Annotated in this window: 22 protein-coding genes; 13 read left to right on the forward strand and 9 right to left on the reverse strand. The window is 67.2% G+C overall.

Features of this window, described 5'->3' with window-relative positions:
• The first annotated feature begins 63 nt into the window (after positions 1-63).
• Genes C8K14_RS08620 through C8K14_RS08635 form a run of 4 tightly spaced genes read left to right on the forward strand, consistent with a single transcriptional unit; the run spans position 64 to position 4351 of the window.
• Positions 64-1281, forward strand: coding sequence for a GDSL-type esterase/lipase family protein (locus C8K14_RS08620; protein WP_133726782.1), 1218 nt, complete (start codon positions 64-66; stop codon positions 1279-1281).
• Positions 1278-2615 carry a GDSL-type esterase/lipase family protein gene (locus tag C8K14_RS08625; protein WP_107716383.1) on the forward strand — a complete coding sequence of 446 codons (1338 nt, stop codon included), beginning with the start codon at positions 1278-1280 and terminating at the stop codon, positions 2613-2615. Before C8K14_RS08620 ends, C8K14_RS08625 begins: the two co-directional genes overlap by 4 nt.
• 16 nt (positions 2616-2631) lie before the next feature.
• Positions 2632-4008, forward strand: coding sequence for an MBOAT family protein (locus C8K14_RS08630; protein ID WP_107716518.1), 1377 nt, complete (start codon positions 2632-2634; stop codon positions 4006-4008).
• 10 nt (positions 4009-4018) lie between these two features.
• Positions 4019-4351, forward strand: coding sequence for a hypothetical protein (locus tag C8K14_RS08635; RefSeq protein ID WP_107716384.1), 333 nt, complete (start codon positions 4019-4021; stop codon positions 4349-4351).
• A gap of 88 nt (positions 4352-4439) precedes the next feature.
• Here C8K14_RS08635 and clpA read toward each other — a convergent pair whose 3' ends face one another.
• Together clpA and C8K14_RS08645 are read right to left on the reverse strand one after the other, a co-directional pair.
• Positions 4440-6797, reverse strand: coding sequence for an ATP-dependent Clp protease ATP-binding subunit ClpA (clpA, locus tag C8K14_RS08640; protein WP_107716385.1), 2358 nt, complete (start codon positions 6795-6797; stop codon positions 4440-4442).
• Between the two features lie 266 nt (positions 6798-7063).
• Positions 7064-7303: a DUF1192 domain-containing protein gene (locus C8K14_RS08645; RefSeq protein WP_022675244.1), complete on the reverse strand. Its 240-nt coding sequence runs from the start codon at positions 7301-7303 to the stop codon at positions 7064-7066.
• Positions 7304-7403: 100 nt separating this feature from the next.
• Between C8K14_RS08645 and C8K14_RS08650 the strand changes: the two genes are divergently transcribed.
• Both C8K14_RS08650 and C8K14_RS08655 read left to right on the forward strand, forming a co-directional pair.
• On the forward strand, positions 7404-8405 hold the full coding sequence (locus C8K14_RS08650; protein ID WP_107716386.1) for an NAD(P)H-quinone oxidoreductase: 1002 nt from the start codon (positions 7404-7406) through the stop codon (positions 8403-8405).
• Positions 8406-8588: 183 nt separating this feature from the next.
• On the forward strand, positions 8589-9299 hold the full coding sequence (locus C8K14_RS08655) for a DUF1013 domain-containing protein (protein WP_022675246.1): 711 nt from the start codon (positions 8589-8591) through the stop codon (positions 9297-9299).
• 128 nt (positions 9300-9427) lie between these two features.
• Here C8K14_RS08655 and C8K14_RS08660 read toward each other — a convergent pair whose 3' ends face one another.
• Positions 9428-9859, reverse strand: coding sequence for a CBS domain-containing protein (locus C8K14_RS08660; protein WP_022675247.1), 432 nt, complete (start codon positions 9857-9859; stop codon positions 9428-9430).
• A 113-nt stretch (positions 9860-9972) separates the two neighbouring features.
• Here C8K14_RS08660 and C8K14_RS08665 point away from each other — a divergent pair, with 113 nt between their 5' ends.
• The 4 genes from C8K14_RS08665 (at position 9973) to C8K14_RS08675 (ending at position 13037) form a co-directional block, all read left to right on the forward strand.
• Positions 9973-10272, forward strand: coding sequence for a hypothetical protein (locus tag C8K14_RS08665; RefSeq protein ID WP_107716387.1), 300 nt, complete (start codon positions 9973-9975; stop codon positions 10270-10272).
• Between the two features lie 67 nt (positions 10273-10339).
• The gene (locus tag C8K14_RS08670; protein WP_107716388.1) at positions 10340-11470 is read left to right on the forward strand and encodes a P1 family peptidase; all 1131 of its coding nucleotides are present in this window, start codon (positions 10340-10342) and stop codon (positions 11468-11470) included.
• Positions 11467-11655, forward strand: a complete 189-nt coding sequence (locus C8K14_RS22615) for a hypothetical protein (protein ID WP_158271886.1) — start codon at positions 11467-11469, stop codon at positions 11653-11655. Before C8K14_RS08670 ends, C8K14_RS22615 begins: the two co-directional genes overlap by 4 nt.
• The gene (locus C8K14_RS08675) at positions 11628-13037 is read left to right on the forward strand and encodes a sodium:solute symporter (protein ID WP_158272928.1); all 1410 of its coding nucleotides are present in this window, start codon (positions 11628-11630) and stop codon (positions 13035-13037) included. Before C8K14_RS22615 ends, C8K14_RS08675 begins: the two co-directional genes overlap by 28 nt.
• A gap of 97 nt (positions 13038-13134) precedes the next feature.
• On the opposite strand, the gene C8K14_RS08680 is transcribed toward C8K14_RS08675, so the two are convergent.
• The 4 genes from C8K14_RS08680 to C8K14_RS08695 all read right to left on the reverse strand — a co-directional run bounded on the left by C8K14_RS08680 (position 13135) and on the right by C8K14_RS08695 (position 16248).
• A complete protein-coding gene (locus C8K14_RS08680) occupies positions 13135-13512 on the reverse strand; it encodes a ferredoxin (protein ID WP_107716390.1) in 378 nt (125 codons plus the stop codon).
• On the reverse strand, positions 13512-14102 hold the full coding sequence (locus tag C8K14_RS08685; protein ID WP_107716391.1) for a DUF2497 domain-containing protein: 591 nt from the start codon (positions 14100-14102) through the stop codon (positions 13512-13514). Before C8K14_RS08685 ends, C8K14_RS08680 begins: the two co-directional genes overlap by 1 nt.
• A 74-nt stretch (positions 14103-14176) precedes the next feature.
• On the reverse strand, positions 14177-15643 hold the full coding sequence (locus C8K14_RS08690) for a TolC family outer membrane protein (protein ID WP_107716392.1): 1467 nt from the start codon (positions 15641-15643) through the stop codon (positions 14177-14179).
• Positions 15644-15648: 5 nt separating this feature from the next.
• Positions 15649-16248 carry a protein-L-isoaspartate O-methyltransferase gene (locus C8K14_RS08695; protein ID WP_107716393.1) on the reverse strand — a complete coding sequence of 200 codons (600 nt, stop codon included), beginning with the start codon at positions 16246-16248 and terminating at the stop codon, positions 15649-15651.
• Between the two features lie 167 nt (positions 16249-16415).
• Between C8K14_RS08695 and C8K14_RS08700 the strand changes: the two genes are divergently transcribed.
• The 3 genes from C8K14_RS08700 (at position 16416) to C8K14_RS08710 (ending at position 20400) form a co-directional block, all read left to right on the forward strand.
• Complete coding sequence (locus C8K14_RS08700; RefSeq protein ID WP_062783331.1) at positions 16416-17939, forward strand: fumarate hydratase; 1524 nt, start codon at positions 16416-16418, stop codon at positions 17937-17939.
• Between the two features lie 207 nt (positions 17940-18146).
• A complete protein-coding gene (locus C8K14_RS08705) occupies positions 18147-19616 on the forward strand; it encodes a sensor histidine kinase (protein WP_233250982.1) in 1470 nt (489 codons plus the stop codon).
• Between the two features lie 7 nt (positions 19617-19623).
• Positions 19624-20400 (forward strand): LytTR family DNA-binding domain-containing protein, encoded by a 777-nt coding sequence (locus C8K14_RS08710; RefSeq protein WP_107716394.1) that lies wholly within the window; start codon positions 19624-19626, stop codon positions 20398-20400.
• 4 nt (positions 20401-20404) lie between these two features.
• Here C8K14_RS08710 and C8K14_RS08715 read toward each other — a convergent pair whose 3' ends face one another.
• On the reverse strand, positions 20405-21913 hold the full coding sequence (locus tag C8K14_RS08715) for a YifB family Mg chelatase-like AAA ATPase (protein WP_107716395.1): 1509 nt from the start codon (positions 21911-21913) through the stop codon (positions 20405-20407).
• A gap of 192 nt (positions 21914-22105) precedes the next feature.
• Positions 22106-24946, reverse strand: coding sequence for a DNA polymerase I (polA, locus tag C8K14_RS08720; RefSeq protein WP_107716396.1), 2841 nt, complete (start codon positions 24944-24946; stop codon positions 22106-22108).
• Positions 24947-24988: the final 42 nt, after the last annotated feature.

Here is a 24988-nt window from a genome sequence, read left to right on the forward strand (position 1 = left end):
AGCCGTTGACGCCCTTGGCTGCCCTCCATAGGGAGCGGGCGGTAGAAAGGCAGGACGGTTTTCTTGGGCAAGCGCAGATGGATCATGGTGCTGGACCGTGGGGCGGTCCTGTTCATCGGCATTGCCGTGGGCACTGTGCTGGGCCTCTCGTTCCGCACCGGGGGCAAGCCGTGGCAGGCGCTGCCGGGCTGGGATGCTGGCGCGCCGCTGGCCGATACGGCGCCGGCCGATGGCACGCCTGCCCCCCTTGCCGCCGCCGGGCCGGCCCCTGCCCCCAGCCTGGCCCCGGGATGCAGCGGCGCGTTTCCCAAGAGCGCGCGCGTGGCCGAAGCGCTGGCGGCGCACCGGCCGCTGCACATCGGCGTGTTCGGCGATTCGTTCGGTGATGGCCTGTGGGCCGCGACCGACCAGGCGTTTCGCAAGTATCCCGATGTAAAGGTTCACCAATTCAGCCACGAAGGCACTGGCTTTACCCGCTATCGCACGCGCGATCTGTTGCAGGACGCCAAGGACCGCGTCGCCGGCCAGCCGATCGACGTGGCGCTGATCAGCATCGGCGCGAACGATACCCAGGGCCTGTTCGTCAACGGCCATGCCGCTGCTTATATGACCCCGGCCTGGCAGGAAACCATCGAAGGCCGGATGACCGCGCTGGTGCGGATGCTGCAGCAGCGCGGCGTGGCGGTGGGCTGGGTGGGCCTGCCGCGCATGCGCGATGCAACATACGATCGCGATATCCAGGCGATGAACCGCTTCTATGCCAAGGTCACCTGCCGCCTGGGCGTGCCCTTTGCCAATGCCGTGCCAGTGAGCCAGGATCGCCAGGGCCATTTTGCCCTGCGCCTGATCGATCCGGCCACCGGCAAGGACTATCTCGCCCGCGCCAACGACGGCAAGCACATGACGTTTCATGGTTATGAAGTGATCAGCCGGCCGGTGGTGCAGCCGATCCTGGCCCTGCTGGCGCCGCCAGCGGCCAAGCCCACAACCCAAGCCGTAAGCAATGACACAGCGCCGGCGGCGTCCGCCAGCCATGCCCCGGCGCCCAAGCATGCCAAGCGGCCTGCTGCCGATGCAACGCGCGCAGATGTCCCCAGCAAGCCCACAGGGTTGCCAACAGACTTGCCCACGCACAAGTCCACCGCATCACCCACAGACTTGTCCACAGCCCCGGCCAAGGCGCCGGCTGATGCCAAACCGGCCCCGCCCGCGCCGACACCCTCGGCCAGCCCGTCGAAATCGAGTGCCGGCGCCTCACCAGCCAGCGGAAAACGTTCATGATCGCTCGCGCGTTTGCCCGCACGCAGTTGGCCCTTGCGGCCTTGGGCACGGCGGCGCTGTTGCCGGCGGCCGCTGTTGCGCAGACCGGCGCACCGGTCGATCTCACGCTGCCGGGCGCCCCAGTGCCTGCTCCGCCCGTACCGGCGATCACTGCGGCCGTGCCGGGGCAACTGTCCAATGCCGCCGCACTGGCGCCGTTTCTGGCCAAGCTGGCCACTGGTGCGCCGGGCGGGGTGCTGTCCGTGGTGCAGATCGGCGATAGCCATACTGCGGGCGACATGATCAGCCAGGGCCTGCGCGCTGCGCTGCAGGCGCGGCTGGGCAATGGCGGGCGCGGCATGATGCCGGCGGGCAAGCCCTATCAGGGCTATCTCACCTGGGGCGTCACCGCGCGGCAAAGCGCCGATTGGCAGGGCAATGCCCTGTTCGGCCCGCAACGCACCGCCATGGGCGCGCTGCTCGGCTTTTCCGGTTTCACCCAGACCACCACGATGCCCGCCGCGACGATGAGCCTGACCGCCGATAGCCCGGCCACGCGGTTCACCCGCTTTACCCTGTGCGGGTTGACCGGGCCGGAAGCCGGCGCGGTGACGGTCACGTTCGATGGCGTGCCGGCCGAACCGATCAGTTTTTCCGCGCAGGCGCCGGGCGCGATGTGCTTTGTGCGCACCTCTGCAGTGCCGGTCACCCAGGCTACCGTGGCCACGCTCGATACCCGCCCGGTCAGTCTGACGGCGTGGGAAACCCGCACCGGCACGCCCGGCGCGATCGTGGCCAACCTCGGCGTGGTGGGCGCGCGGGCGATGCATCTGGCGCGGGCAGACGATACCGTTGCCGGGGCCGAACTCGCCGCGGCCCGGCCCGATCTGGTGATCCTGGCATTCGGCACCAACGAAGGATTCGATCCGGCACTGGGCCTGGCCGAAACCGAAGCAGTGCTGCGCAGCGCGGTGGCGCGGGTCCGGCGCATGGCCGGGGCCGATGTGCCGATCCTGCTGGTCGGGCCACCCGATGCCGCCAGCAGCCGGGCGATCGTGGCCCTGCCCGCCCTGCCCGAAACCCGCGATTGCGGTGCTGGCTGGGCCGTGCCGGGGCACCTGGCGCAGATGCGCATGCTGGAAAAGCGGTTGGCCACGGCGCTGGGCCTGGGCTTTTGGGATTGGCAGGGCGCCATGGGCGGCCCGTGCACGACCATGGCCTGGGTGGCGCAAGGACTGCAGCGCGGCGATCACGTGCATTTCACGCGCGATGGCGGGCGCATGATCGGCGGGGGCCTCGCGGCAGACCTGTTTGCCGCGGCCAGCACCCTGCCCCCGCCGCCGCGTCCCCGCTGACGACTGCGGCGCGGCCATGCTCTTTCCCACGCTCGGGTTCCATGTCTTCTTCCTGGCGGTCTTTGCGCTCAACCGCCTGATGGCCCGCGCGCGCGATTGGCGCGTGATCATGCTGCTGCTGGCGTCCTGGCTGTTCTATGGCCTGTGGGATGCGCGGTTCGTGGCGTTGCTGATTGCCAGTTCGGGGTGGAACTGGTTGTTTGCGCGGATCATTGCAGCCAGGCGCGGGCCACGGCTGGCGTGGCTGTGGCTGGCGATCCTGGGTAACCTGGGCGTGCTGGGCTGGTTCAAGTATGCCGGCTTCCTGGCCGATCTGGCGGGCATGCCGCTGGCGCAGGCGATCATCCTGCCGGTGGGCATCTCGTTCTTCACGTTCCAGGGGTTGAGCTATGTGATCGATGTCTACAACGGCCGCACGCGGCCGGCGCGGCTGCTCGATCTTACCCTACTGATGAGCTTCTTTCCCCATTTGGTGGCAGGCCCGATCGTGCGGCCCAGCCATCTGCTGCCGCAGTTGCGCCACCCCCCACGCCTGGGCCGGCAAGAGGCGATGGCCTGCCTGATCCTGATCCTGTGGGGTACGGTCAAGAAGGCGGTCATCGCCAACGATATCTCGGTGCATCTGGTCGATCCGGTCTTTGCCGATCCGGCGGGCCATTCCAGCCTGGAACTGGTGCTCGCCGCCTATGGCTATGCGGTTCAGATCTATTGCGATTTTTCGGCCTATACGGATATGGCGATTGGCCTGGCCGGCTTGCTCGGCTTCCGTTTCCCGCGCAATTTCGATCAGCCCTACAGCGCCGTCTCGTTGCAGGATTTCTGGAGGCGCTGGCATATCAGCCTGTCGAGCTGGCTGCGTGACTACCTCTATATCGGCGCCTTTGGCGGCTCGCGCCAGGCGCTGTGGCGCACTTGCCTGGCGCTGTTCGGCACGATGGTGCTGGGTGGGCTGTGGCACGGTGCCAGCTGGAATTTCGTGATCTGGGGCGCGCTGCACGGCGGCGTGCTGGTGGCAGAGCGGCTGTGGCAGCGCGCGCGGCCTGCAACCTGGCCCGTGCTGCCGGCCTGGGCTGGCACGGTGATCACGTTCCATATCGTGGCACTGGGCTGGATATTCTTCCGCTGCAGCGAGTTTTCCGGCGCCATTGCCTTTTTGCGCGGCATGGCGGCGGGCCATGGCGGTGGTGCGCCGCTGGCGAGTGGCTGGATTCTGGCGCTGATGGCGCTGGGCATGGCCTGCCATTTCGGCCCGCGCGACGGGGTGCAGCGCTCGGCCCGGGCGCTGGCGGTCATGCCGGGCTGGGCGGTGGGGCTGATCGGCACGCTGGTGCTGCTGGTCATCGAAGGCTTGCGCGGCGGGGGCATTGCCCCGTTCATCTATTTCCAGTTCTGAAGGTGGCCTGATGGACAAGAGCAGCACGGAAGATGGCCTGCCCTGGGGCGAATCCCCCATCGATCTGGCGCAGGAACACGATGCCACGCTGCAGGACGGCTGGCGCTGGGCCTGGGGCGTGCTGATCAGCAGCAGCCTGGCGCTGGTCTTGTTCAATTCCCACGCCATCGCCAATTGGGCCGATCAGTTGCCGCCCAACGATTTCACCGCGCCGATCGTGATGGCGGCCGATGCCTGGCACGACAAGGCCGGTCAACTGGGCCTCAACACCGTGGTCGACGCCGTGGAGCGCTGGGCCGATGCCGCGCGGGGCGAGGCGCCGCCTGCTGCCGGGCGGGATTGAGCCGGCCAGCCAACCCCAGGCACGCATGAAAAAAGGGCGGGAAGCGCTGTGCTTCCCGCCCTTTCTGTCATTGTCGGTTTAACCCGGCTCAGGCCTCGTCGGCGTTGGGCTCGCTCGCGGTGTCGCTCGCCTTGCGCTTGCTGGCCTTCTTCTTGACCAGCTTGGGCGCGGCCGGGGTCAGTTCAAAGTTCAGCGCATCGTCCTTGAGGCTGACATGCACTTCCCCGCCATTGGCCAGCTTGCCGAACAGCAGTTCCTCGGCCAGCGGCTTCTTGACCTTTTCCTGGATCAGGCGGGCCATGGGCCGGGCACCATAGAGCCGGTCATAGCCGCGCTTGGCCAGCCAGGCGCGCGCGTCACCATCGAACTGGATGTGCACGTTCTGCTCGGCCAGCTGGAGTTCCAGCTGCAGCACGAACTTGTCGACCACGCGGCTGACAACTTCGGGCGGCAGATAGCCGAACGGCACGATGGCATCCAGGCGGTTGCGGAATTCCGGCGTGAACAGGTTCTTCACCGCTTCGTCGCCGGCATCCTGCTTGGAGACGTCACCGAAACCAATGCCCTGCTTGGCCATGTCCGATGCGCCCGCATTGGTGGTCATGATCAGGACCACGTTGCGGAAATCGACGGTCTTGCCGTGGTGATCGGTCAGGCGGCCATTGTCCATCACCTGCAACAGGATGTTGAACAGGTCAGGATGGGCCTTCTCGATTTCGTCGAGTAGCAGCACGCAATGCGGCTGCTGGTCGATGGCATCGGTCAGCAACCCGCCCTGGTCGAACCCGACATAGCCCGGAGGGGCGCCGATCAGGCGGCTGACCGAATGGCGCTCCATATATTCCGACATGTCGAAGCGCTGCAGCGGGATGCCCATGATCTGGGCCAGGCTGCGCGCCACTTCGGTCTTGCCCACGCCGGTGGGGCCGGAGAACAGGAACGAACCGATCGGCTTGTCGGGATCGCGCAGGCCGGCGCGGCTCAGCTTCATGGCGCTCGACAGCACTTCGATCGCCTTGTCCTGGCCAAACACCAGGCGCTTGAGGTCACGCTCCAGGTGTTCCAGCACCTTCTTGTCGTCACTGCTGACCGACTTGGGCGGGATGCGCGCCATCGTCGCGATCACGGCCTCGATCTCGCGCGCGGTGATCGTCTTCTTGCGCTTGGACGGCGGCACCAACATCTGCATCGCGCCGACTTCGTCGATCACGTCGATCGCCTTGTCGGGCAGCTTGCGGTCGTTGATGTAGCGCGCCGAAAGCTCCACCGCGGTCTTGATCGCCTCGGGCGTGTACTTGACCTTGTGGTGTTCCTCGAACGCGGTGCGCAGACCTTTCAGGATCTTGATGGTGTCTTCCACGCTGGGTTCGTTCACGTCGATCTTCTGGAACCGGCGCAGCAGGGCGCGGTCCTTTTCGAAGTGATTGCGGAACTCCTTGTAGGTGGTCGAGCCGATGCAGCGGATCGTCCCGCCCGACAGCGCCGGCTTCAACAGGTTCGATGCATCCATCGCGCCGCCGCTGGTGGCACCAGCGCCGATCACGGTGTGGATCTCGTCGATGAACAGGATCGCGTGCGGCATCTTTTCCAGTTCGGAAACCACCTGCTTGAGGCGTTCCTCGAAGTCACCGCGATAGCGCGTGCCGGCTAGCAGGCTGCCCATGTCGAGTGAATAGATCACTGCCTTGGTCAGCACTTCGGGCACTTCGCCTTCGACGATCTTGCGCGCCAGGCCTTCGGCGATGGCCGTCTTGCCCACGCCCGGATCACCCACGTAGAGCGGGTTGTTCTTGGAACGGCGGCACAGGATCTGGATCGTGCGGTCCACTTCCGGGCCACGGCCGATCAGCGGATCGACCTTGCCCAGCAGCGCCTTGTCGTTGAGGTTGACGCAGAACTGGTCGAGCGCGGAATCCTTCTTGTTGCCGCCCTTGGCCTCGGCCTTTTCTTCCTGCTTGGGGGTTTCTTCCTCGTTCGGCTTGGCCGAACCGGAATTGACCTGGCGGCCGCCCTTGCCGATGCCGTGGCTGATATAGCTGACGGCATCCAGGCGGCTCATGTCCTGCTGCTGGAGGAAATAGACGGCATAGGAATCGCGTTCGGAGAACAGCGCCACCAGCACGTTGGCGCCGGTGACGGTATCCTTGCCCGAAGACTGGACATGCAGGATGGCGCGCTGGATCACGCGCTGGAACCCGGCGGTAGGCTGGGGATCGGCTTTTTCCGCGGTCTTGAGCGACTGGTATTCCTGGTCGAGGTACTGGCGTACCACGTCGCCCAGATCGCCAAGATCCACGCCGCAGGCCTGCATCACCTGCGCCGCGTCTGCATCGTCGATCAGGGCAAGCAGGAGATGTTCGAGCGTCGCGTATTCATGGCTGCGCTCCGAGGCATTGGCCAGGGCGCTGTGCAACGTCTTTTCGAGGCTCTGGGCGAAACTGGGCATAGGCTCGCTTTCTGGGGCTCACTCTTGGCCATGACGGAAGTATTCCGCCACGGGATGGTTCCCTTGCGGGAGGAAAGCATGGGGGTGGTTAACCGCCGCCGAACCAGGTTGGGCGGTCGCCACGGATGCTTCAATCGTCGATATCGTTGCCGGGCAAGCGGCCGGGCGCCGCACGAGCGGAAGCCGGCGACCGATACCCGGGCGCGTTGGAGGGGTATGAAACCCTATATGGGGATGCCGCCCGGCAAGGTGAAGGGCGGCGGCGGTCATCGTCCGGTTTCGCCGGAATTGGGCGGTGGTGCCGGGGGCCGGGCCGCGCCGAACAAGGCCTCGGCCGCTGCCCGGGTATGGCCGGCGCGATCACGATGGCGGGTGGTGCGGGCGATCTCGGCCTCCAGCAGCGCGATGCGCGCCGTCAGTTCGTCTACCGACAGCGCATCGAGCGGTTCTGCGGCCAGTTGGCTGGCCAGGTCGCCCTTGCGGCGCGGAAGGTCTTCGACGTCCATCGCAGTGCACAATGTTGGACGGCAAACGCTTGCTGTCAACCTGTCCCATGGCTAGGGGATGCGGTTGACGCAGATATGACGTCAAAACATGGGGCGGCGCATGCTGGATCTTCCGGTGACGATGACGGCAGTGGGATTTGCAGAGCACGGTGGGCCCGAAGTGCTGCGGCCTGAAACCCTGCCGGTGCCCCGTCCCGGCCCGGGCGAGGTGCTGGTGAAGGTGGCCTATGCCGGGGTCAACCGCCCCGATGTGATCCAGCGCCAGGGTCTCTATCCACCGCCGCCGGGCGCTTCACCGCTGCCCGGCCTTGAAATTTCCGGCCAGGTCGTCGCCCTGGGCGAAGGCGTGACGGCGCCGCTTCTGGGCCAGGCCGTCTGCGCGCTGGTGTCGGGCGGCGGCTATGCCCAATATTGCCTGGCCCCGGCCGCGCAATGCCTGCCGGTGCCCGATGGGCTGCCGCTCGATTGCGCTGCAGCCCTTCCCGAAACCCTGCTGACCGTGTGGCACAACGTGTTCGAGCGCGGCTGGGCCTGCGAAGGCGAGACGATCCTGGTCCATGGCGGCACCAGCGGCATTGGCAGCATGGCGATCATGCTGGGCAAGCTGTTCGGCCTGACGGTGATCGTGACGTGCGGCGGCGCCGACAAGTGCCGTGCCGCGCTGGAGATCGGCGCCGATCATGCAATCGACTACAAGGCCAGCGATTTTGTCGAGGCGGTAAAGGACATTACCGGCGGCAAGGGCGTCAACCTGGTGCTCGACATGGTCGCCGGCGATTATGTGGCCCGCAATCTGCAATGCCTGGCCGAAGATGGCCGCCATGTGACCATCGCCGTGCAGGGCGGGGCCAAGGCGCAGATCAACATGGCCCAGGTCATGTCCCGCCGCCTCACGCTCACCGGCTCCACCCTGCGGGCGCGCTCGGCCACGTTCAAGGCGCTGCTGACGCAGGAAATCGCCCAGACGGTGTGGCCCCTGGTCGAAGCGGGCAAGCTGCGCCCGATCATGGACCAGGCCTTTCCGATGGAGCAGGCGGCGGCTGCCCACACGCGCATGGAAGCGGGCCACCATATCGGCAAGATCGTGCTCAAGATGGGGTGATTCCGGCCCCGCAACCCAGGCAAATCGGGCCTGGCGCGGATTGCTCTTGCCGTTTGGGCCGGGCTCGCTTACATCTTTGCCGGCAAGTGGCCGCTCCGTGAAGGGGCGGCCCTTATTGTTTCCGCGCCGCACAGACCTGTTATTTCACCAGCCAATCGCGCACGATAAAAAGAGGACCATGCCGTGAGCAACCAGCCCACGTATCCGCTGATGCCGCATGCCACTGCTTCGTGGCTTGTCGACAATACGGCCCTGACGTTTGAACAGATCGCCGAATTCTGCGGGCTGCATATCCTTGAAGTGCAGGCCATGGCCGACGATCTGGCCGGTGCCAAGTACACCGGGCGCAACCCGCTGCATTCGGGCGAACTGAGCCAGACCGAAATCGATCGCGGCCAGGAAAATCCCGAATACCGCCTCAAGATGCAGCGCGCGCCGCTCGCCGTCAGCCGCACCAAGGGCCCGCGCTACACCCCGGTGTCCAAGCGCCAGGACAAGCCCGACGGCATCGCCTGGATCCTGCGTCACCACCCGGAAATTTCCGACGCGCAGATTGGCAAGCTGATCGGCACCACGCGCACGACCATCGCCGCGATTCGCGATCGCAGCCACTGGAACATCGCCAACATCAATCCCAAGGACCCGGTGACCCTGGGCCTGTGCTCGCAGCGCGAGCTGGACATGCTGGTGAGCAAGGCGTCCAAGCGCGCCGGCGTTCCGGCCGAAGACGAAGGCGCGGTTACCGATCGCCTGGGTTCGGATCGCGATGCGCTGATCGAGGAACTGCGCGCACAGCGTGAAGCGCAGTCCAAGGCGGCCTCCGAAGCGGCCCAGCACGCCGAAGCCATGGCCTGGCTCGAAGCGCGCCGCGCCGAAGGCATTTCCGACAGCTAAGGTTCCTGACAACCTTCCTTCCCCCATCCCGCTTGCGGGAGGGGCCGGGGGAGGGGTGTCACATCACGGGACCGGGCGAACACGCCCTCCCCAAACCCCTCCCGCAGGCGGGAGGGGCTTTCTGCTGGTCAAACCGACTGGATATAAACGCGCATCGCGTCGGCTTCGGCTTCGATCCGGTCGAGCCGGTATTTCACCAGGTCGCCGATCGAGATGAAGCCCACCATGCGCCCGTCTTCCAGCACGGGCAGGTGGCGGAACCGGCGCCGCGTCATCAGCGCCAGGGCTTCCATCACCGATGTTTCCGGGCTGATGGTGACCACCGGTGCGGTCATCACCGCGCTGACCGGCAGACGCAGCGCATCCTCGCCATGGGCGGTGAGCGCGCGAATCACGTCTCTTTCTGAAAAGATGCCGGCCACGGCATTTTCGCCATCGTGCACCGGCAGGGCACCGATCTTGTGGCTGGTCAGAACCTCGATGGCGTCAGCCACCGTGTCCTGTGCGTGAATGGACCAGACTTCGCCGGAACGCCCGGCAATCAACCGCGCAATCGTCATGGGTTGGCTCCTCTTCCCCTTGGGGCAGTTGGTCCCGCCTCCACGGCAATCATGACATGTTCCGGTTGCGCGGCAAGGCCCTTCCTGTAGGCAATGGCATCGGGAGAAACACGATGGCCAACCAGTCTCCGCTGGATGATCCGCACAATGCGGCGCACGCCTGGGCGCGCTATCGCTGGCTGCTGCGCTGGATGGGCCTGGCTACGCTGCTGGTCATCGTGGCGGTCGATGTCTGGCTCTACATGGGCGTCGGCCTGGTTTCGATCCATCTCTACATCGCCACGTCGCTCGGCATCGGCATGACGATGATGTTGATGGCCGCGCTCATGGGGCTGGTCTTCCTGTCGAGCGGCACGGGTCACGATGAAAGTATCGAGGATCGGCTCGATACCTCGCACTGGGACGAATCCTGAAAATACCCTTGCCGCCCGTCGGCACAGGCGGCAACTGGACGCGCATGCCCAGACCGGAGTGCCGACCATGAACCGCCGCCAAGTGCTTGCTTCCACGGGAATGGCCGCCGGTGCCGCGCTGGGCGCCGGGGCTGGGGCAAAGGCGGCGCCGCCATCTGCTGGTGCCGCCCCGCGTCGGCCTGGCCGCACGGGCCCGCGCAACCTGATCACCGATGTGGCCGGTATCACTGTGGGCTGTGCCCAGGATGCGGCGGTGCGCACCGGCACTACGGTCATCCTGGCCGAAGGGCTGGTGACCGCCGCGATCGACGTGCGGGGCGGCGGGCCGGGCACGCGGGAAAGCGATGCGCTGGAAAGCCACAACCTGGTCCACGCCGCCAATGCCGTGGTGTTGTCGGGCGGATCGTCGTGGGGCCTGGCCGCCGCCGATGGCGTGGCGGCGCACCTGGGCGCGCGCGGCATCGGCTATGGCGGCCTGGCGCAACAGGGCGTGCCGGTTTCGCCGATCGTGCCGGCCGCGATTCTCTATGACCTGGGCAACGGTGGGGCCAAAGGCTGGGGGACCGAGCCACCCTATCGCAATCTAGGCATCGCCGCGCTGGCGGCGGTGGGCGCCGATTTCGCGCTGGGCACCAGTGGCGCCGGCTATGGCGCGATGGCTGGCGCGCTCAAGGGCGGGTTGGGTTCGGCCTCCACCCTGATGCGCGATGGCACCACGGTGGGGGCGATCGTGGCGGTCAATGCGCTGGGCGCCACGGTGGTGCCGGGCACCCGCCATTTCTGGGCTGGCGCCTTTGAAATGGGTGATGAATTCGGCGGTCTTGGCCCGATCGCTGCGCGTGTCGGGCCAGAGGAATGGGGCGGTACCAAGCTGCCCGCCCCGCGCGAGAACACCACGATCGCCTGCGTCGCCACTGACCTTGATCTGACCGCTGACGAGATGAAGCGCGTGGCGATCATGGCGCAGGATGGGCTCGCCCGGGCGATTCGCCCGGTGCACACCCCGTTCGATGGCGATGTGGTCTTTGCCCTGTGCACCGCGCGCCGCCCGGTGACCGGCCCGCGCGATCTGGCGGTGCTGGGTGTGGGCGCGGTGGCGGCCGATACCCTGGCCCGCGCCATTGCGCGCGGGGTTCATGCCGCCACGGCGCCGGCCGGCTGGGCCGTGCCCACCTGGTCCGCCCTCAAGCCGGAATGACGGCCTTGGCCCGCGCGCTGATCACCCTGGCGGTTCCGGTGCTGCTGGTCTTGCTGGCGGTTCTGGCGGTGCCGGCCGATGGCCCCACCTGCCTTGGCATCGGCCTGCGCATCTGGGCGCTGTTTGCCTGTGCCCCGGCCACCAGCGCCTGGTTGTGGTGGCGCCAACGCGCGGTGACGGCATGATTGCCGCTTTCGTGGCGGTCATGGCGCTGTCGCTGCTGATCGCGCTGTGGGCGCGGCGCGGGGCAGGGCAGGGACCGCGCGCCTTTTTCGTGGCCGGCGGACAACTGGGCGCGATCCTGTTCTTTTTCCTGAGCGTCGGGGAAACCTATTCGATCGCCACGATGCTGGGCTTTCCCGGCGGGGTCTATGCCGGGGGCGAAGGCTTCGTGGTGTGGTTTTTTGGCTATATCCTGCTGGCAGCGCCGGTGCTGGCCGTGCTGGGGCCATGGATCTGGCGCGCTGGCAACCTCTATGGCGCGGTGACGATTCCCGATTTCTTCGCCGCCCATTTCAACAGCCGCCTGCTGGAACGCGTGATCGCGCTTGGCGCAATTGCCCTGCTGGTGCCGATCGGCACGATGCAGTTTGCCGGCATCCGCCTGGTGCTGGGCGCCCTGGCGCCGGGCCTGCCGATGCCGCTGCTGCTGGCCGGCGCCGGTCTGGTGGTGATGGCGTATGTGGCGTTGGCAGGTCTGCGCGCGGCGGCATTCGTTGCCGTGCTCAAGGATGCGCTGATGCTGGGCGCGATCCTGCTGGTGGGCGCATTGGCCCTGCTGCACTGGCCAATTGCCACCACGCCAGTGGCAACCACCACAGTGGCCGCGCAAGTGCCGGTCACCCTGCCCTTTGCGCTCAGCACCATTGCGGTGCAGGCGCTGGGCTTTGCAATGATCCCGCAGAACTGGGCGTTTCTGTTTGCCGCGCGCGGGCCGCAGGCGATCGTCCGTGCCCAGGCCGCCGCGCCGCTCTACATGGTGATGTTTCCCTTGCTGATGGCGGTGGCGGTGTTTGCCCGGCGCCTGGGCCTGCCGGTCGACAAGCCCGATTTCGTGTTCCTGGCTGCGGCGCAGCATCTGCTGCCCGGCTGGGCGCTGGGCGTGGTCATGGCGGCCGTGGTGCTGGCGGGCATGGTGATCCTGTCCAGCGTGTGCCTGGCGATTGCGCCGCTGCTCACCCGCAACGTGTTGCCCGGCCTGGACGGCCGCGCGCAGCAGCGCTGGGCGCAAGGGGTAACGGCATTGTTCATCGCGCTGTCGGCCGCCGGCGCCATGGCGCAGGTGCCGCTGCTCGCCATGCTCAATACCGTGTTCTACTTCGGCATCGTGCAGACCCTGCCGGGCTTTCTCGCGGCGCTGTGGACCGGACGGGTGAGAGCCGGGGGCGTGCTGGCCGGCATGGCCGTGGCCGCGCTGGCGATCATTGGCATGCGGCTGGCGGGGATTTCAGCGGGCGGGATCAATCCCGGGCTGGTTGGTCTGATCCTCAACAGCGTGGTGCTTACGCTGGTGACCCTGATGTTTCCCCGCCGCGACGGGCATAGCGTGATGGCCATGCTTCGATAGAAGCGCATGGGCTTCGACAAGCTCAGCCCGAACGGAAACCTCTCGCAAGGCCGTTCGCCCTGAGCCTGTCGAAGGGCAACAAGCCTGACGTGTCTGCTTAGGAAGCCGGTGGGTTGAGCCGGTAATCGGCCACCGGCACGCCGCCGATCACGTGCTCCTGGATGATCCGCTCCAGCACCGGCGGGGTGCAGGAATGATACCATACGCCATCGGGATAGACGACCGCGACCGGCCCTGCCGCACACACGCGCAGGCAGCCAACCTTGCTGCGCAGCACGCCCTGCTTGCCCCCCAGCTTCAATTCGCCCAGCCGCTTTTTCAGGAAAGACCAGGCCGCATCGCTTTCCTTGGCAGAGCAGCACTTGTCCTTGTCGGAATCGGCGCAGAGGAAAATGTGGCGCTGCGGGGCAAAGCCGCCGAGCTTGGCCAGCGTGCTTTCCGCCTCGGCAATTTCCTTGTCGGCCGATTTGCCCATCAGCCGCGCTTGCCAGCGATGCGGGCGATTTCGGCCGCCACCATCTTTTCCACCATGACCGGCAGGTTGCGTTCCAGCCACTGCGCCAGCATCGGGCGCAGCATGTCGCGCACCATGCCTTCCAGCGAGGTTTCGCCCGAACGCACGATCTGCGGCTGGGCGCCGGGCTGGGCCAGCATGGCCAGCGCCGCCAGCGAATCACGCATCGATGCAGCCGCTTCCTGGGGCACCAGGGCTTCGTCCTCGTCGTCCTCGGCGCAGGTACCGGGCGCAGTGCCGGCGTCGGCCGCCGGCTTGCCATATTCGCCCATGATCTGCGCGGCCACGTCGGTCAGGTCGAGCACGTCGGCCGGGCTGGCAGCACGAGTCATGCTGATTGCCGGGTTGCTGGCGGCGGTGCGCGGGGCAGCGGCACCCTCGCGCCCGGCCTGGGCCTGAAGCGCGGGGGCAATCGCGGCGGCAGCGGCCGCGGCAGACATCGGCGCACGCGGGGCCGGGGTGGCCGCCGCTTCGCCGCGCACATCGCGCGCGATCACCTTCTTGATCGATTCGAGAATTTCCTCGACCGAAGGTTCACCGGCCTGGCGCATTGTTGTCCCCCACGTTCCTGTTGCCCACGCTGTACAGATATTCGTGCCCGATCACCGGCGGCTGGCGTCGGCGGTCAGGGCAGTGGCTGATCGGGGATTGTCGCATCCTGGGCCGGGGTGTCAACCGTGGCGGTGGCACGGGCCACGGGCGCCGGATCGCTGTCCCAATCCCAGATGCGGTGGTGCACCCGCTCATAGTTGGCCACGGGATCATACAGCGTCCCGCCATCGAGCCCGAGATCGCGCGCCTGTGCCTTGCCCATCGCCGAAAGCAGGGCAAAGCCGGCGACATATTCGTTGCGCTTGGCGGTGACCAATTGCACCTGGGCGTTGAGCAGTTCCTGCTCGGCATCGAGGATGTTGAGGATGGTGCGGTTGCCCACGGTGTTTTCCGCGCGCACGCCCTCGAGGCTGAGCGCCGCCGCATCCACCGCCGTCTGGTTGAGGCCGATCACTTCCTTGGCTGCCAGCCAGGCCGACCAGGCCGAACGCACCGTGGCGATCACCGCACGCTCGGTGCCGATTTCCTGCTCCATCGTTGCGCCCTGGGTGGCCTGCGCCTGGCGCACGCGGGCCGCTGGCGCGCCGCCCTGGAACAACGGGATCGATGCGGTCAGCCCCGCTACCATGTTGCGCGAGGCATTGGGCACGCCGGGCTGATAGCTGCTGAGATAGTTGGTGTTATTGGTCGATGCGTTGGCCGCAATGGTGGGCAGGCGGCTGGCGCCGGCCACCTTCACGTCAAACCCGGCGGCCTTGCTCGCTTCGCGCGCGGCCAGCAGGTCGGGGTTGTTGTCCAGCGCATAGTCGACCGCATCCTCGACGCCACCTGGCATGCCGGCCAGCGCCGGCGGCGCTTCCAGCGTGCCCGGTGCATGGCCGATGATCCGCACATAGGTTTCGCGGCTGGCCACCAGATTGGCTTCGGCCGAACGCAGGCTGGCGCGGGCCAAGGCCAGGCGCGAGCGCGACTGCGCCACGTCGGTGCGGGTCACGTCGCCGATCTCGAAGCGGTCGCTGGTCGCCTGAAGGTTGACCTCGAGAACCTGCACGTTGTTCTTTTGCAGGCCGACGATCGCGGCATCGCGGATCACGTCCATATAGGCCGTGACAGTGCTGGTGAACACGCTCGATTCGGTGCCGCGCAGCGAAGCGCGCCCAGCCTCGACTCGCGTTTTGGCGGCGCGAATGCCGTTCTTCACCGCGCCGCCGTTGTACAGCGGCACCCCGGCATTGGCGCCCAGGTTGAGCACGCGGTCGGGATAGCTGGTGGAGAAGTACGAGCCGCCCTTGTCGACATATTCGTTGTAGCTGGCGCTACCCGAAAGCGAGGGCAGGGCCGCTGCCCGTGCGATCGGCACGTTCTCGTCCGTCGCGCGCAGCGAATCGCGCGCGGCCTGCAGATCGGGGTTGGTCTGGTAGGCGGCGGTCAGCGCGCTGCGCAGGTCATCCGCCTGGGCCGGGGCGCTGCTCGTGGCGATCGCGGCGACCAGCAAGGGGCCTGCCGCCACCGCCGCGCGCCACCGGCTCAGTCGCGACATGGGGTTCAGAAGCTCCAGCCCTTGGGGGCGGCAAATTCGGGCAGCACGGCAAAGTCTGCCTCGCCTAGCGCGCCCAGCGCAACCTGGCCGGCAGCCTTGCGGCCCAGGGCGAGGCGCGCCACGCGGCGCTCGATCAGGCCGGTAACCAGGCGGCCATCGTCGGCCACGGCGGCTTCCAGGGCAGGGGTCACCACTTCGATCGCGCCATCGACCAGAACCAGCGCGAACTGGCCCAGCGCGGCAAGATCGTCGGCCGGGCTGGCCAGCGTCACTACCAGGCCCAGCTCGCGCAGCAGCGCGGCAAGATAGGCGCCGGGCTTGCCCACCACCAGCGCGCGTTCGCCGGCCACCGGTGCGGCGGCGATCAGCATCTGCCCATGGGTGAGGGCGGGGGCTAGCACGGTGCCATCGCCCAGCGGCACGGCGCGGTCCATATAGGCCAGGGCGCGGCGGTCTGCCGGCACGAAATCCTCGCGCGCAACGGCGGCAAAGGCGGCCAGCACGGCCGGATCGTTTACCCCGCTCACGCGCAGCTGGCTTTCGATCATGGCCTTGCGTTCACGCACCATTCCCGTCTCGGCTGCCTCAGCTACTGCCACGCTCATCGGTATTCCTCATCAGGTTCGGGATGCGTGGGCCGCTTTCGCAGTCGCACACGCCTTTGATCGCCAGCGTCTCTAGAATATTGCCCGCGCTGCGCCAAGCGTCTTGCATGCTGTCTGTCGGCGCGTAAGGGGCATTGGCAGAATGCTGTAGCAGGAGCGAAATTGCGATGGCGGAAATGGTGACGATCCGGGAAGCGGATCTGGTCGAAAGCGTGGCCGATGCGCTGCAATACATCAGCTACTTCCACCCGATGGATTACATCCGCGCGCTGGGCGATGCCTATGAGGCCGAACAGGGCCCGGCCGCCAAGGATGCCATCGCCCAAATCCTGACCAACAGCCGCATGTGCGCCGAAGGGCACCGGCCGATCTGCCAGGATACTGGCATCGTCAACGTATTCATCGAATGGGGCCAGGATTGCCGCCTGGAATCCGACAAGTCCTTGCAGGACGTGGTCGATGAAGGCGTGCGCCGTGCCTATCTCAATGCGGACAACAAGCTGCGCGCCTCGGTCCTGGCCGATCCGGCCTTCACCCGCCGCAACACGCGTGACAACACGCCCTGCGTGCTCCACGTCGAAATGGTCAAGGGCAGCAAGGTGACCGTCGATGTCGCCGCCAAGGGCGGCGGCAGCGAGAACAAGTCCAAGTTCAAGATGATGAACCCGAGCGATTCGATCGTCGACTGGGTGCTCGAAATGCTGCCGCAGATGGGTGCCGGCTGGTGCCCGCCGGGCATGCTCGGCATCGGCATCGGTGGCACGGCCGAACACTGCGTGCTCTTGGCCAAGAAGGCGCTGATGGAGCCGATCGACATGGCCCAGCTCAAGCTGCGCGGGCCGCAGACCGATATCGAGCGCCTGCGCATCGAGATTTTCGACAAGGTCAACGCGCTCGGTATCGGCGCGCAGGGGCTGGGCGGGCTTTCGACCATCCTCGACGTCAAGATCATGGACGCGCCGTGCCATGCCGCTGGCAAGCCGGTGGCGATGATCCCCAACTGCGCCGCCACGCGCCACGCGCACTTCACGCTGGATGGCAGCGGGCCAAGCTATCTCGAACGACCCAAGCTGGATGAATGGCCGCAGGTGCACTGGGCACCCGATGCCGCGGCCAAGCGCGTCAACCTCGACACGCTGACGCCAGAAGAAGTGCAGGGCTGGAAGCAGGGCGATCGCCTGCTGCTCAACGGCAAGATGCTGACCGGCCGCGACGCCGCGCACAAGCGCATCCAGGACATGCTGGCCAAGGGCGAGCCGCTGCCGGTCGATTTCAAGGGCCGCGTGATCTATTACGTCGGCCCGGTCGATCCGGTGCGCGAGGAAGTGGTTGGCCCCGCTGGCCCCACCACCGCCACGCGCATGGACAAGTTCATGGACATGATGCTCGACCAGGGCCTGCTGTCGTGCGTCGGCAAGGCCGAGCGCGGCCCGGCGGCCACCCAGTCGATCGCCGAGCACAAGTCGGCCTATCTCATGGCGGTGGGCGGCGCGGCCTACCTCGTTGCCCGCGCGATCAAGGAAGCCAAGGTCGTCGGCTTTGAAGACCTCGGCATGGAAGCGATCTACGAATTCACTGTGGAAGACATGCCGGTGACCGTGGCCGTCGATAGCGAAGGCCAGAACGTGCACCAGCTCGCCCCGCTGGTGTGGAAGAAGAAGATCGCCGACGAAGGCCTGCTGCCGGCCTGACCGCTGGCCGGGCGTTAGGCCTCGCACCACCCCCAACCCCCTCCTTCCGAAGAGGAGGGGGCTTTTTTGTGTCTGCTCCCCATCCTCTTTAGAGGAGGGGGGGCGGGGTTGGTGGAAACCTGGCGCAAACTCTCGATCAACCACCCACGCTGTTCGACCGCCGCACTGGCGCGGTGTGCCCGCGTGCCGTAGCAAGGCGTGATGGCCATGACAGAGCGGACTGACCCCGCCCCTACCTCCGACGATACCCCGCCCGGCATGGGCCACGTCACCGCGCGGCAGGTGGTCCTGTCGGCGGCGGCGCTGTGGCTGTGCTATTTCGTGCTGGTCTCGATCCGCTGGGCCCTGGTCGGGCCACCCGATACCGATCTGTCGATCTGGATCGAACTGCTGTGGCGCCGCGCGCTGGTGACCATGGCCGGGATTGCCGTGACCGTGCTGGCCTGGCCGCTGCTGCGCCGCTGGGATCATCGCCGGCTGGGCTGGCGCGTGGCGCTGGCGCTGGTGATCATGTTGCCGGCAGCCCTGTTGCTGGCGCTGATCAACCAGCAGGCGTTTGCGCCGGTGGAGGCCCGCTGGGACCAGGAGGCGCAAAAGCAGGATGCCGGCCAGGATGCCGCCACGCGCAAGGAAGCTTCGCAGCGCAATACCGGCGGCAACATGCTGATCGATATTGCCCCACCCGCGCCGTCAGCGCCGGCGATCCCGCCCGAGCCACCCGAACCGCCCGCGCCGCCTGCGGCCGGCGATGTGCCGCCGGAGCCCCCTGCACCGCGAGCACCCAAGGCGGCACCGAAACGCGATAACGTCAGCGTGCGCCATCATGCCGATGGCACCACCGAAATCACCGCGCCAGGCGTGCATATCATCACGCGCGAACCAGCCACGCCCGCCACCACCGCGCAGGAGATCAACCAGGACATCAACAAGGACGAGGGCTGGCAGGAACTGACCGATATCGCGCTGGGCCGCTATTTCCTGCTGATCGCCTGGGCCGCGCTCTATCTGGCGCTGGGCAATGCCGAACAGCGCCGCGCCGCCGAATGGCGCGAAGGCGAATATCGCCGCGCGGCCAAGGCGGCGGAACTGCGCTCCTTGCGCTATCAGGTCAATCCGCACTTCCTGTTCAACACCTTGAATTCGCTCTCGGCGCTGGTCATGGTCGGCCGCACCGAAGAAGCCGAGCGGATGATCCAGACTATTTCCAGCTTCTATCGCCACAGCCTGGCCGGCGATCCTACCGCCGATGTCACCCTGGCCGACGAGATCGCGCTGCAGCGGCACTACCTGGCGATCGAAGGCGTACGCTTTCCCGATCGGCTGCGCGTGGAATTCGATGTTCCCGAGGATGTGAGCGAGGCCTGCGTGCCGGGCATGATCCTGCAACCGCTGGTGGAAAATTCGATCAAGTATGCCGTGTCTGCCACCACCCGGCCGGTGACGATCAGCATCCGCGCGCGCATTTCGGCCGGGCTGCTGGTGCTGACCGTGGCCGATGATGGCCCTGGCGCCGATCATGCCAGCCTGCCCACGGGCGGCACCGGCATTGGCCTTGCCAACGTGCGCAGCCGCCTGGCCGCGCGCTTTGGCGCCCAGGCGCGGGTGGAAAGCGCGCCTTTGCCGGCCGGTGGCTATGCCACCGTGCTGACCCTGCCCATCGTATCCAACCTTGCTTGAGGCCCCCATGCGCACCCTGATCGTGGACGACGAACCCCTGGCCATCGAACGCATGCAAATCCTGTGTGCGCGCATTCCCGCATTGCAGATCGTGGGCACCGCCGCCGATGGGGCGGCCGCCTTGCGGCTGGTGGAGGCGCTTTCGCCGGCGCTCGTGCTGCTCGACATGACGATGCCCGAACTCGACGGGCTCAGCGTGGCGCGCGCCCTCGTGCGGCAGAATCCCAAGCCGATGGTGATCTTCGTGACCGCGCACGATCACTTCGCGGTCGAGGCGTTCGATTGCGAGGCGGTCGACTATGTGCTCAAGCCTGTGGCGCAAGAGCGGCTGGAACGCGCGGTGGAGCGTGCCCTGTCGCGCCAGGCTGCCTTGGCCGATCCGGCCCTTGCCCCGGCGCCCACCGTGCCTGCGGCTGCCCCTGCTCATGACGATGCCACGGCGCCGGCTGCGCAGTGGATCGAGGAATTCTGGGTGCCCCACCGCAGCGAACTGGTGCGCGTGGCCGCCGGCGATATCGATCGCATCGATGCCGAGCGCGACTATGTGCGGCTGCACGTGGGCCAGCGCAGCTATCTGATGCTGCACACCATCCAGCGGCTGGAAGACCGGCTCGACCCGGCGCAGTTCATTCGCCTGCACCGCTCCACCATCGTGCGGCGCAACCGCATCCTGGGGCTGCGTCACGATGGCCTGGGCGTTTGGTCGGCCGAACTGGCCGATGGCACCATGCTGCGCATCGGCCGGACCTATCTGGCCAAGGCCAAGGCCATGGCCGGACGGTAGGGGGTCAGGCCCGGGGCGCTGTTCGGCGATAGCTGAGCGCCTCGGCCACATGCACCCGGCCGATGCCTTCGGCCCCGGCCAGATCGGCAATGGTGCGCGCCACGCGCAGGATGCGGGTATAGCCGCGCGCGGAAAGGCGCATCGCCTCGGCCGCCTTGAACAGCAGCTGGCGCCCGGCCTCGTCCGGCGTGGCAAAGCGGTCGAGCAGATCGCCGTCCAGCTCGGCATTGTTGCGCCGGCCGCTGCCTTCCAGCCGCGCGGTCTGGCGTGCCCGCGCGGCGCCCACCCGCGCAGCCACTTGCGCCGATCCTTCGGCCGGTGGCGGCAGGGCCAGATCCGCCGCCGATACCGGATCGACTTCTACATGCAGGTCGATGCGGTCGAGCAGCGGACCGGATACCTTTGACTGGTAATCGGCGGCGCATTTGGGCGCGCGGCTGCAGCCCAGCGCCGGATCACCCAGGTGGCCGCAGCGGCAGGGGTTCATTGCCGCGATCAACTGCACCCGCGCCGGGAACGTCACGTGGGCATTGGCGCGCGCCACTGTCACTTCCCCGGTTTCCAGCGGCTGGCGCAGCGAATCGAGCACCGCGCGCTGGAACTCGGGCAGTTGGTCGAGGAACAGCACGCCCAGATGCGCCAGGCTCACTTCGCCCGGCCGCACGCGCAAGCCGCCACCGGTCAGCGCCGCCATCGAGGCGGAATGATGGGGACTGCGAAATGGCCGTGCGCGGCTGATCCGGCCCTCTTCCAAAGTGCCGGCCACCGAGGCGACCAGCGAGGTTTCGAGCGCCTCGCTGGGCGTGAGTTCGGGCAGGATGCCGGGCAGGCACGAGGCCATCAACGATTTGCCAGCGCCGGGCGGGCCGATCAGCAGCAGGTTGTGCCCACCGGCAGCGGCGATTTCCAGGGCGCGCTTGGCGGTTTCCTGGCCCTTCACCTGCTTGAGATCGGCCAGCCGCACCGGCGGCAGCGCCTCGCCCACTTCGGGTGGGGCCAGGCGTTGCGTGCCTTTCAGGTGGTTGAGCAGCGCGATCAGATCGGGCGCGGCAATCACGTCGATGCCGCTGGCCCAGCGCGCCTCGGTGCCTTGCGCGGCGGGGCAGATCAGGCCCTTTTCGGCGCCGCTGGCATGCAGCGCGGCCAGGAGTACGCCGGGGCTGGGGATGATCCGCCCATCCAGCGCCAGTTCGCCCACCGCCACGTAATCGGCAATGGTTTCGCGATCGACCACGCCCATCGCCGCCAGCAGGGCCAGCGCGATCGGCAGGTCGTAATGCGATCCTTCCTTGGGCAGGTCGGCCGGCGACAGGTTGATAGTGATGCGCTTGGGCGGCAGGCTCAGGCCCAGGGCCGCCAGCGCGGAATGCACGCGTTCGCGGCTTTCGCCCACGGCCTTGTCGGGCAGGCCGACCACGCGGAACGAGGGCAGCCCCGGCGCCACCTGGCACTGCACTTCCACCGCGCGGGCTTCCAGGCCGAGATAGGCCACGGTCGAGACAAGCGAAACCATGCCAGCACGGTGGCCGATGGCGGCGCGGGGTCACAAGGGGGCGGGTGGGGGTGCTGCCAAATCGGTGGCAGTTGTTGGTGTCACATGCCCTCCCCCCGACCCCCTCCCGCAAGCGGGAGGGGGAGAAGAAAAGCCCCTCCCGCGAGCGGGAGGGGTTGGGGAGGGCATGTTAGACTTAGACCAAGCCAGCCCTCAGTGCGCCGCGCCCCAGCTCCGCCCGGTGCCGATTTCCACGCCCAGCGGCACGGTCAATTGCACCGATGGCGCTGCCGCCCCCGCCATCACGGCGCGAATCACTTCGCTCGCGGCAGTGACATCTTCCTCGGGCAGCTCGAACACCAGTTCGTCGTGCACCTGCAGCAGCATCTTCACGCGCGGCAGCCCGGCCTCTGCCAGCGCGGGCAGCATGTGGGCCATGGCGCGCTTGATGATATCGGCGCTGGTGCCCTGGATCGGCGCATTGATCGCTGCACGCTCGCTGCCCTGGCGCTCGGCCTGGGTGCCCGAATTGATGCGCGGGAACCAGGTCTTGCGGCCAAACAGCGTTTCGGAAAAGCCATTGGCGCGCACGCTTTCCAGCGTTTCGTGGATATAGCGCTGGATGCCGGGGAACCGCTCGAAATAGCGGTCGATCATCGCCTGGGCTTCGTCGGCGCTGGTGCCCAGCCGCGTGGCCAGGCCCCAGCGGCTGATGCCATAGAGAATGGCGAAGTTGATCGTCTTGGCACGGCCGCGGGTGTCGCGGTTCACTTCGCCGAACAGCTCGCGCGCGGTGCGGGCGTGGATGTCCTCGCCCTGCTCGAAGGCTTCGCGCAAGGGGCCGACATCGGCGATGTGCGCGGCCAGGCGCAGTTCGATCTGCGAATAGTCGGCGCTCAATAGCACATGGCCCGGCGCAGCCACGAAGGCCTCGCGAATCTCGCGCCCGATCTCGGTGCGGATCGGAATGTTCTGCAGGTTGGGATCGTTGGACGAAAGCCGCCCGGTCTGCGCGCCCACCAGGCTATAGCTGGTGTGCACGCGGCCGGTATCGGGGTTGATCGCGGCCTGCAGAGCATCGGTATAAGTGCTTTTGAGCTTGGACAGCTGGCGCCATTCCAGCACCAGCGTGGCCACTTCCGCGCCCTGGCCGGCCAGGGTTTCCAGCACGGACTGGTCGGTGGAATACTGTCCGCTCTTGCCCTTCTTGCCGCCCTTGTAGCCCAGCTTGTCGAACAATACGTCGCCCAGCTGCTTGGGGCTGCCGATGGTGAACGGGCCGCCGGCCTTTTCATGGATTACGGCTTCGAGCCGCGCGATCTCGGCGGCAAAGCGGGTGGATAGATTGGCCAGCTGCTCGCGATCGACGCGGATACCGTGGCGCTCCATCTGCGCCACCACCGGCACCAGCGGACGATCGACCCGCTGATAGATGCGCGTGCCGCCCTCGTCGGCCAGGCGCGGGGCAAACAGCTGGTGCAGCCGCCAGGTCACGTCGGCATCCTCGGCGGCATAGCGCGTGGCGTCGGGCAGCGGCACTTCGGCAAACGAGATCTGCTTCTTGCCGCTGCCGCACACGTCCTTGAACAGCATGGTGGTGTGCTGGAGATGGCGCCCGGCCAGTTCATCCATGCCATGGCCGGCCAAGCCGGTTTCGCTGCGCCCGGCATCGAGGCAGAAGCTCATCACCATGGTATCGTCGATCGGCGCCACGGCAATGCCGTGCCGGGCCAGCACGGTCAGATCATACTTGATGTTCTGGCCCACCTTGATCACCGCCGCGCTTTCCAGCAGCGGCTTGAGCGCGGCCAGCGCCGCCTCGCGCGGGATCTGCCTGGGCACCTCGCTGAACATGTCGGTGCCGCGATGGCCCAGCGGGATATAGCAGGCCTGGCCTGCGCCTACCGCCAGGCTCACGCCGACCAGATCGGCGCGCATCGAATCGAGCGCAGAGGTTTCGGTATCGATTGCCACCAGCCGCGCGGCAAAGGCGCGGTCGATCCATTCCTGCAAGGCTTCCAGCGTCTGCACGCAAGGATAGGCGTCGCGGTCGATCGCCGGCCAGGTCGGCAATGGCTGGCGCGTCGATTCGGCCGGGGCGGGCGTGGCAGCCGTGCCCGCTGCCGGCGAATTGCCCGCCGCCGCGGCAGCAGCAGCTGGCGCTGGGGTGCCCAGCTTGCGCAGCAGGCTGGTGAAACCGTGGGTGGAAAGAAACGCGGCCAGCGGCTCGGGCGGGATGGGGCCCAAGGCAAAGTCTTCCAGCGGCACGGGTAGCGGGCAGTCTTCCTTGAGCGCCACCAACTGGCGCGAGAGGCGCGCCATGTCCGCCTGCTCGATCAGGCTGTCGCGCAGCTTGCCCGCCTTCATCGTCGGCGCGGCGGCGAGCGCGCCTTCCAGGCCGCCGTGTTCCACGATCAGCTTGGTCGCGGTCTTGGGGCCGATGCCGCGAATCCCGGGCACATTGTCGACCGCATCGCCCATCAGCGCCAGGACATCGCCCACCAGCTCGGGCGGGACGCCAAACTTTTCCACCACTTCGGGAATGCCGATGCGCTGGTTCTTCATGGTGTCGAGCATGTCGACGCAGCCCCCGCCGCCCTGGGCGCATTTGCCCACCAGCTGCATCAGGTCCTTGTCGGAAGACACGATCGTCACGTCCCAGCCCTGGGCCGTGGCGGCGCGGGCATAGCTGGCGATCAGGTCGTCCGCCTCCAGGCCTTCTTCCTCGATGCAGGCCAGGCTGAACGCGCGCGTGGCATCGCGGATCAGCGGGAACTGCGGCTTGAGGTCTTCGGGCGGCGGCGGCCGGTTGGCCTTGTATTGATCGTACAGGGCGTTGCGGAACGTGATCGAGCTTTTGTCGAGGATCACCGCCAGGTGGGTGGGGCCATCGGCCTTGTGCAGGTCTTCGGCCAGGCGCCACAGCATGGTGGTATAGCCATAGACCGCGCCCACCGGCACGCCTTGCGGGTTGGTCAGCGGTGGCAGGCGGTGATAGGCCCGAAAAATATAGGCCGAGCCATCGACGAGATAGAGGTGGTTGCGGGAATCCATGGCCAGTGTCCTAGGCGGGGTGGACAAATTCCACAACGCCGG

Source organism: Novosphingobium sp. GV079 (assembly GCF_003058045.1).
GTDB classification, from domain to species: domain Bacteria; phylum Pseudomonadota; class Alphaproteobacteria; order Sphingomonadales; family Sphingomonadaceae; genus Novosphingobium; species Novosphingobium capsulatum.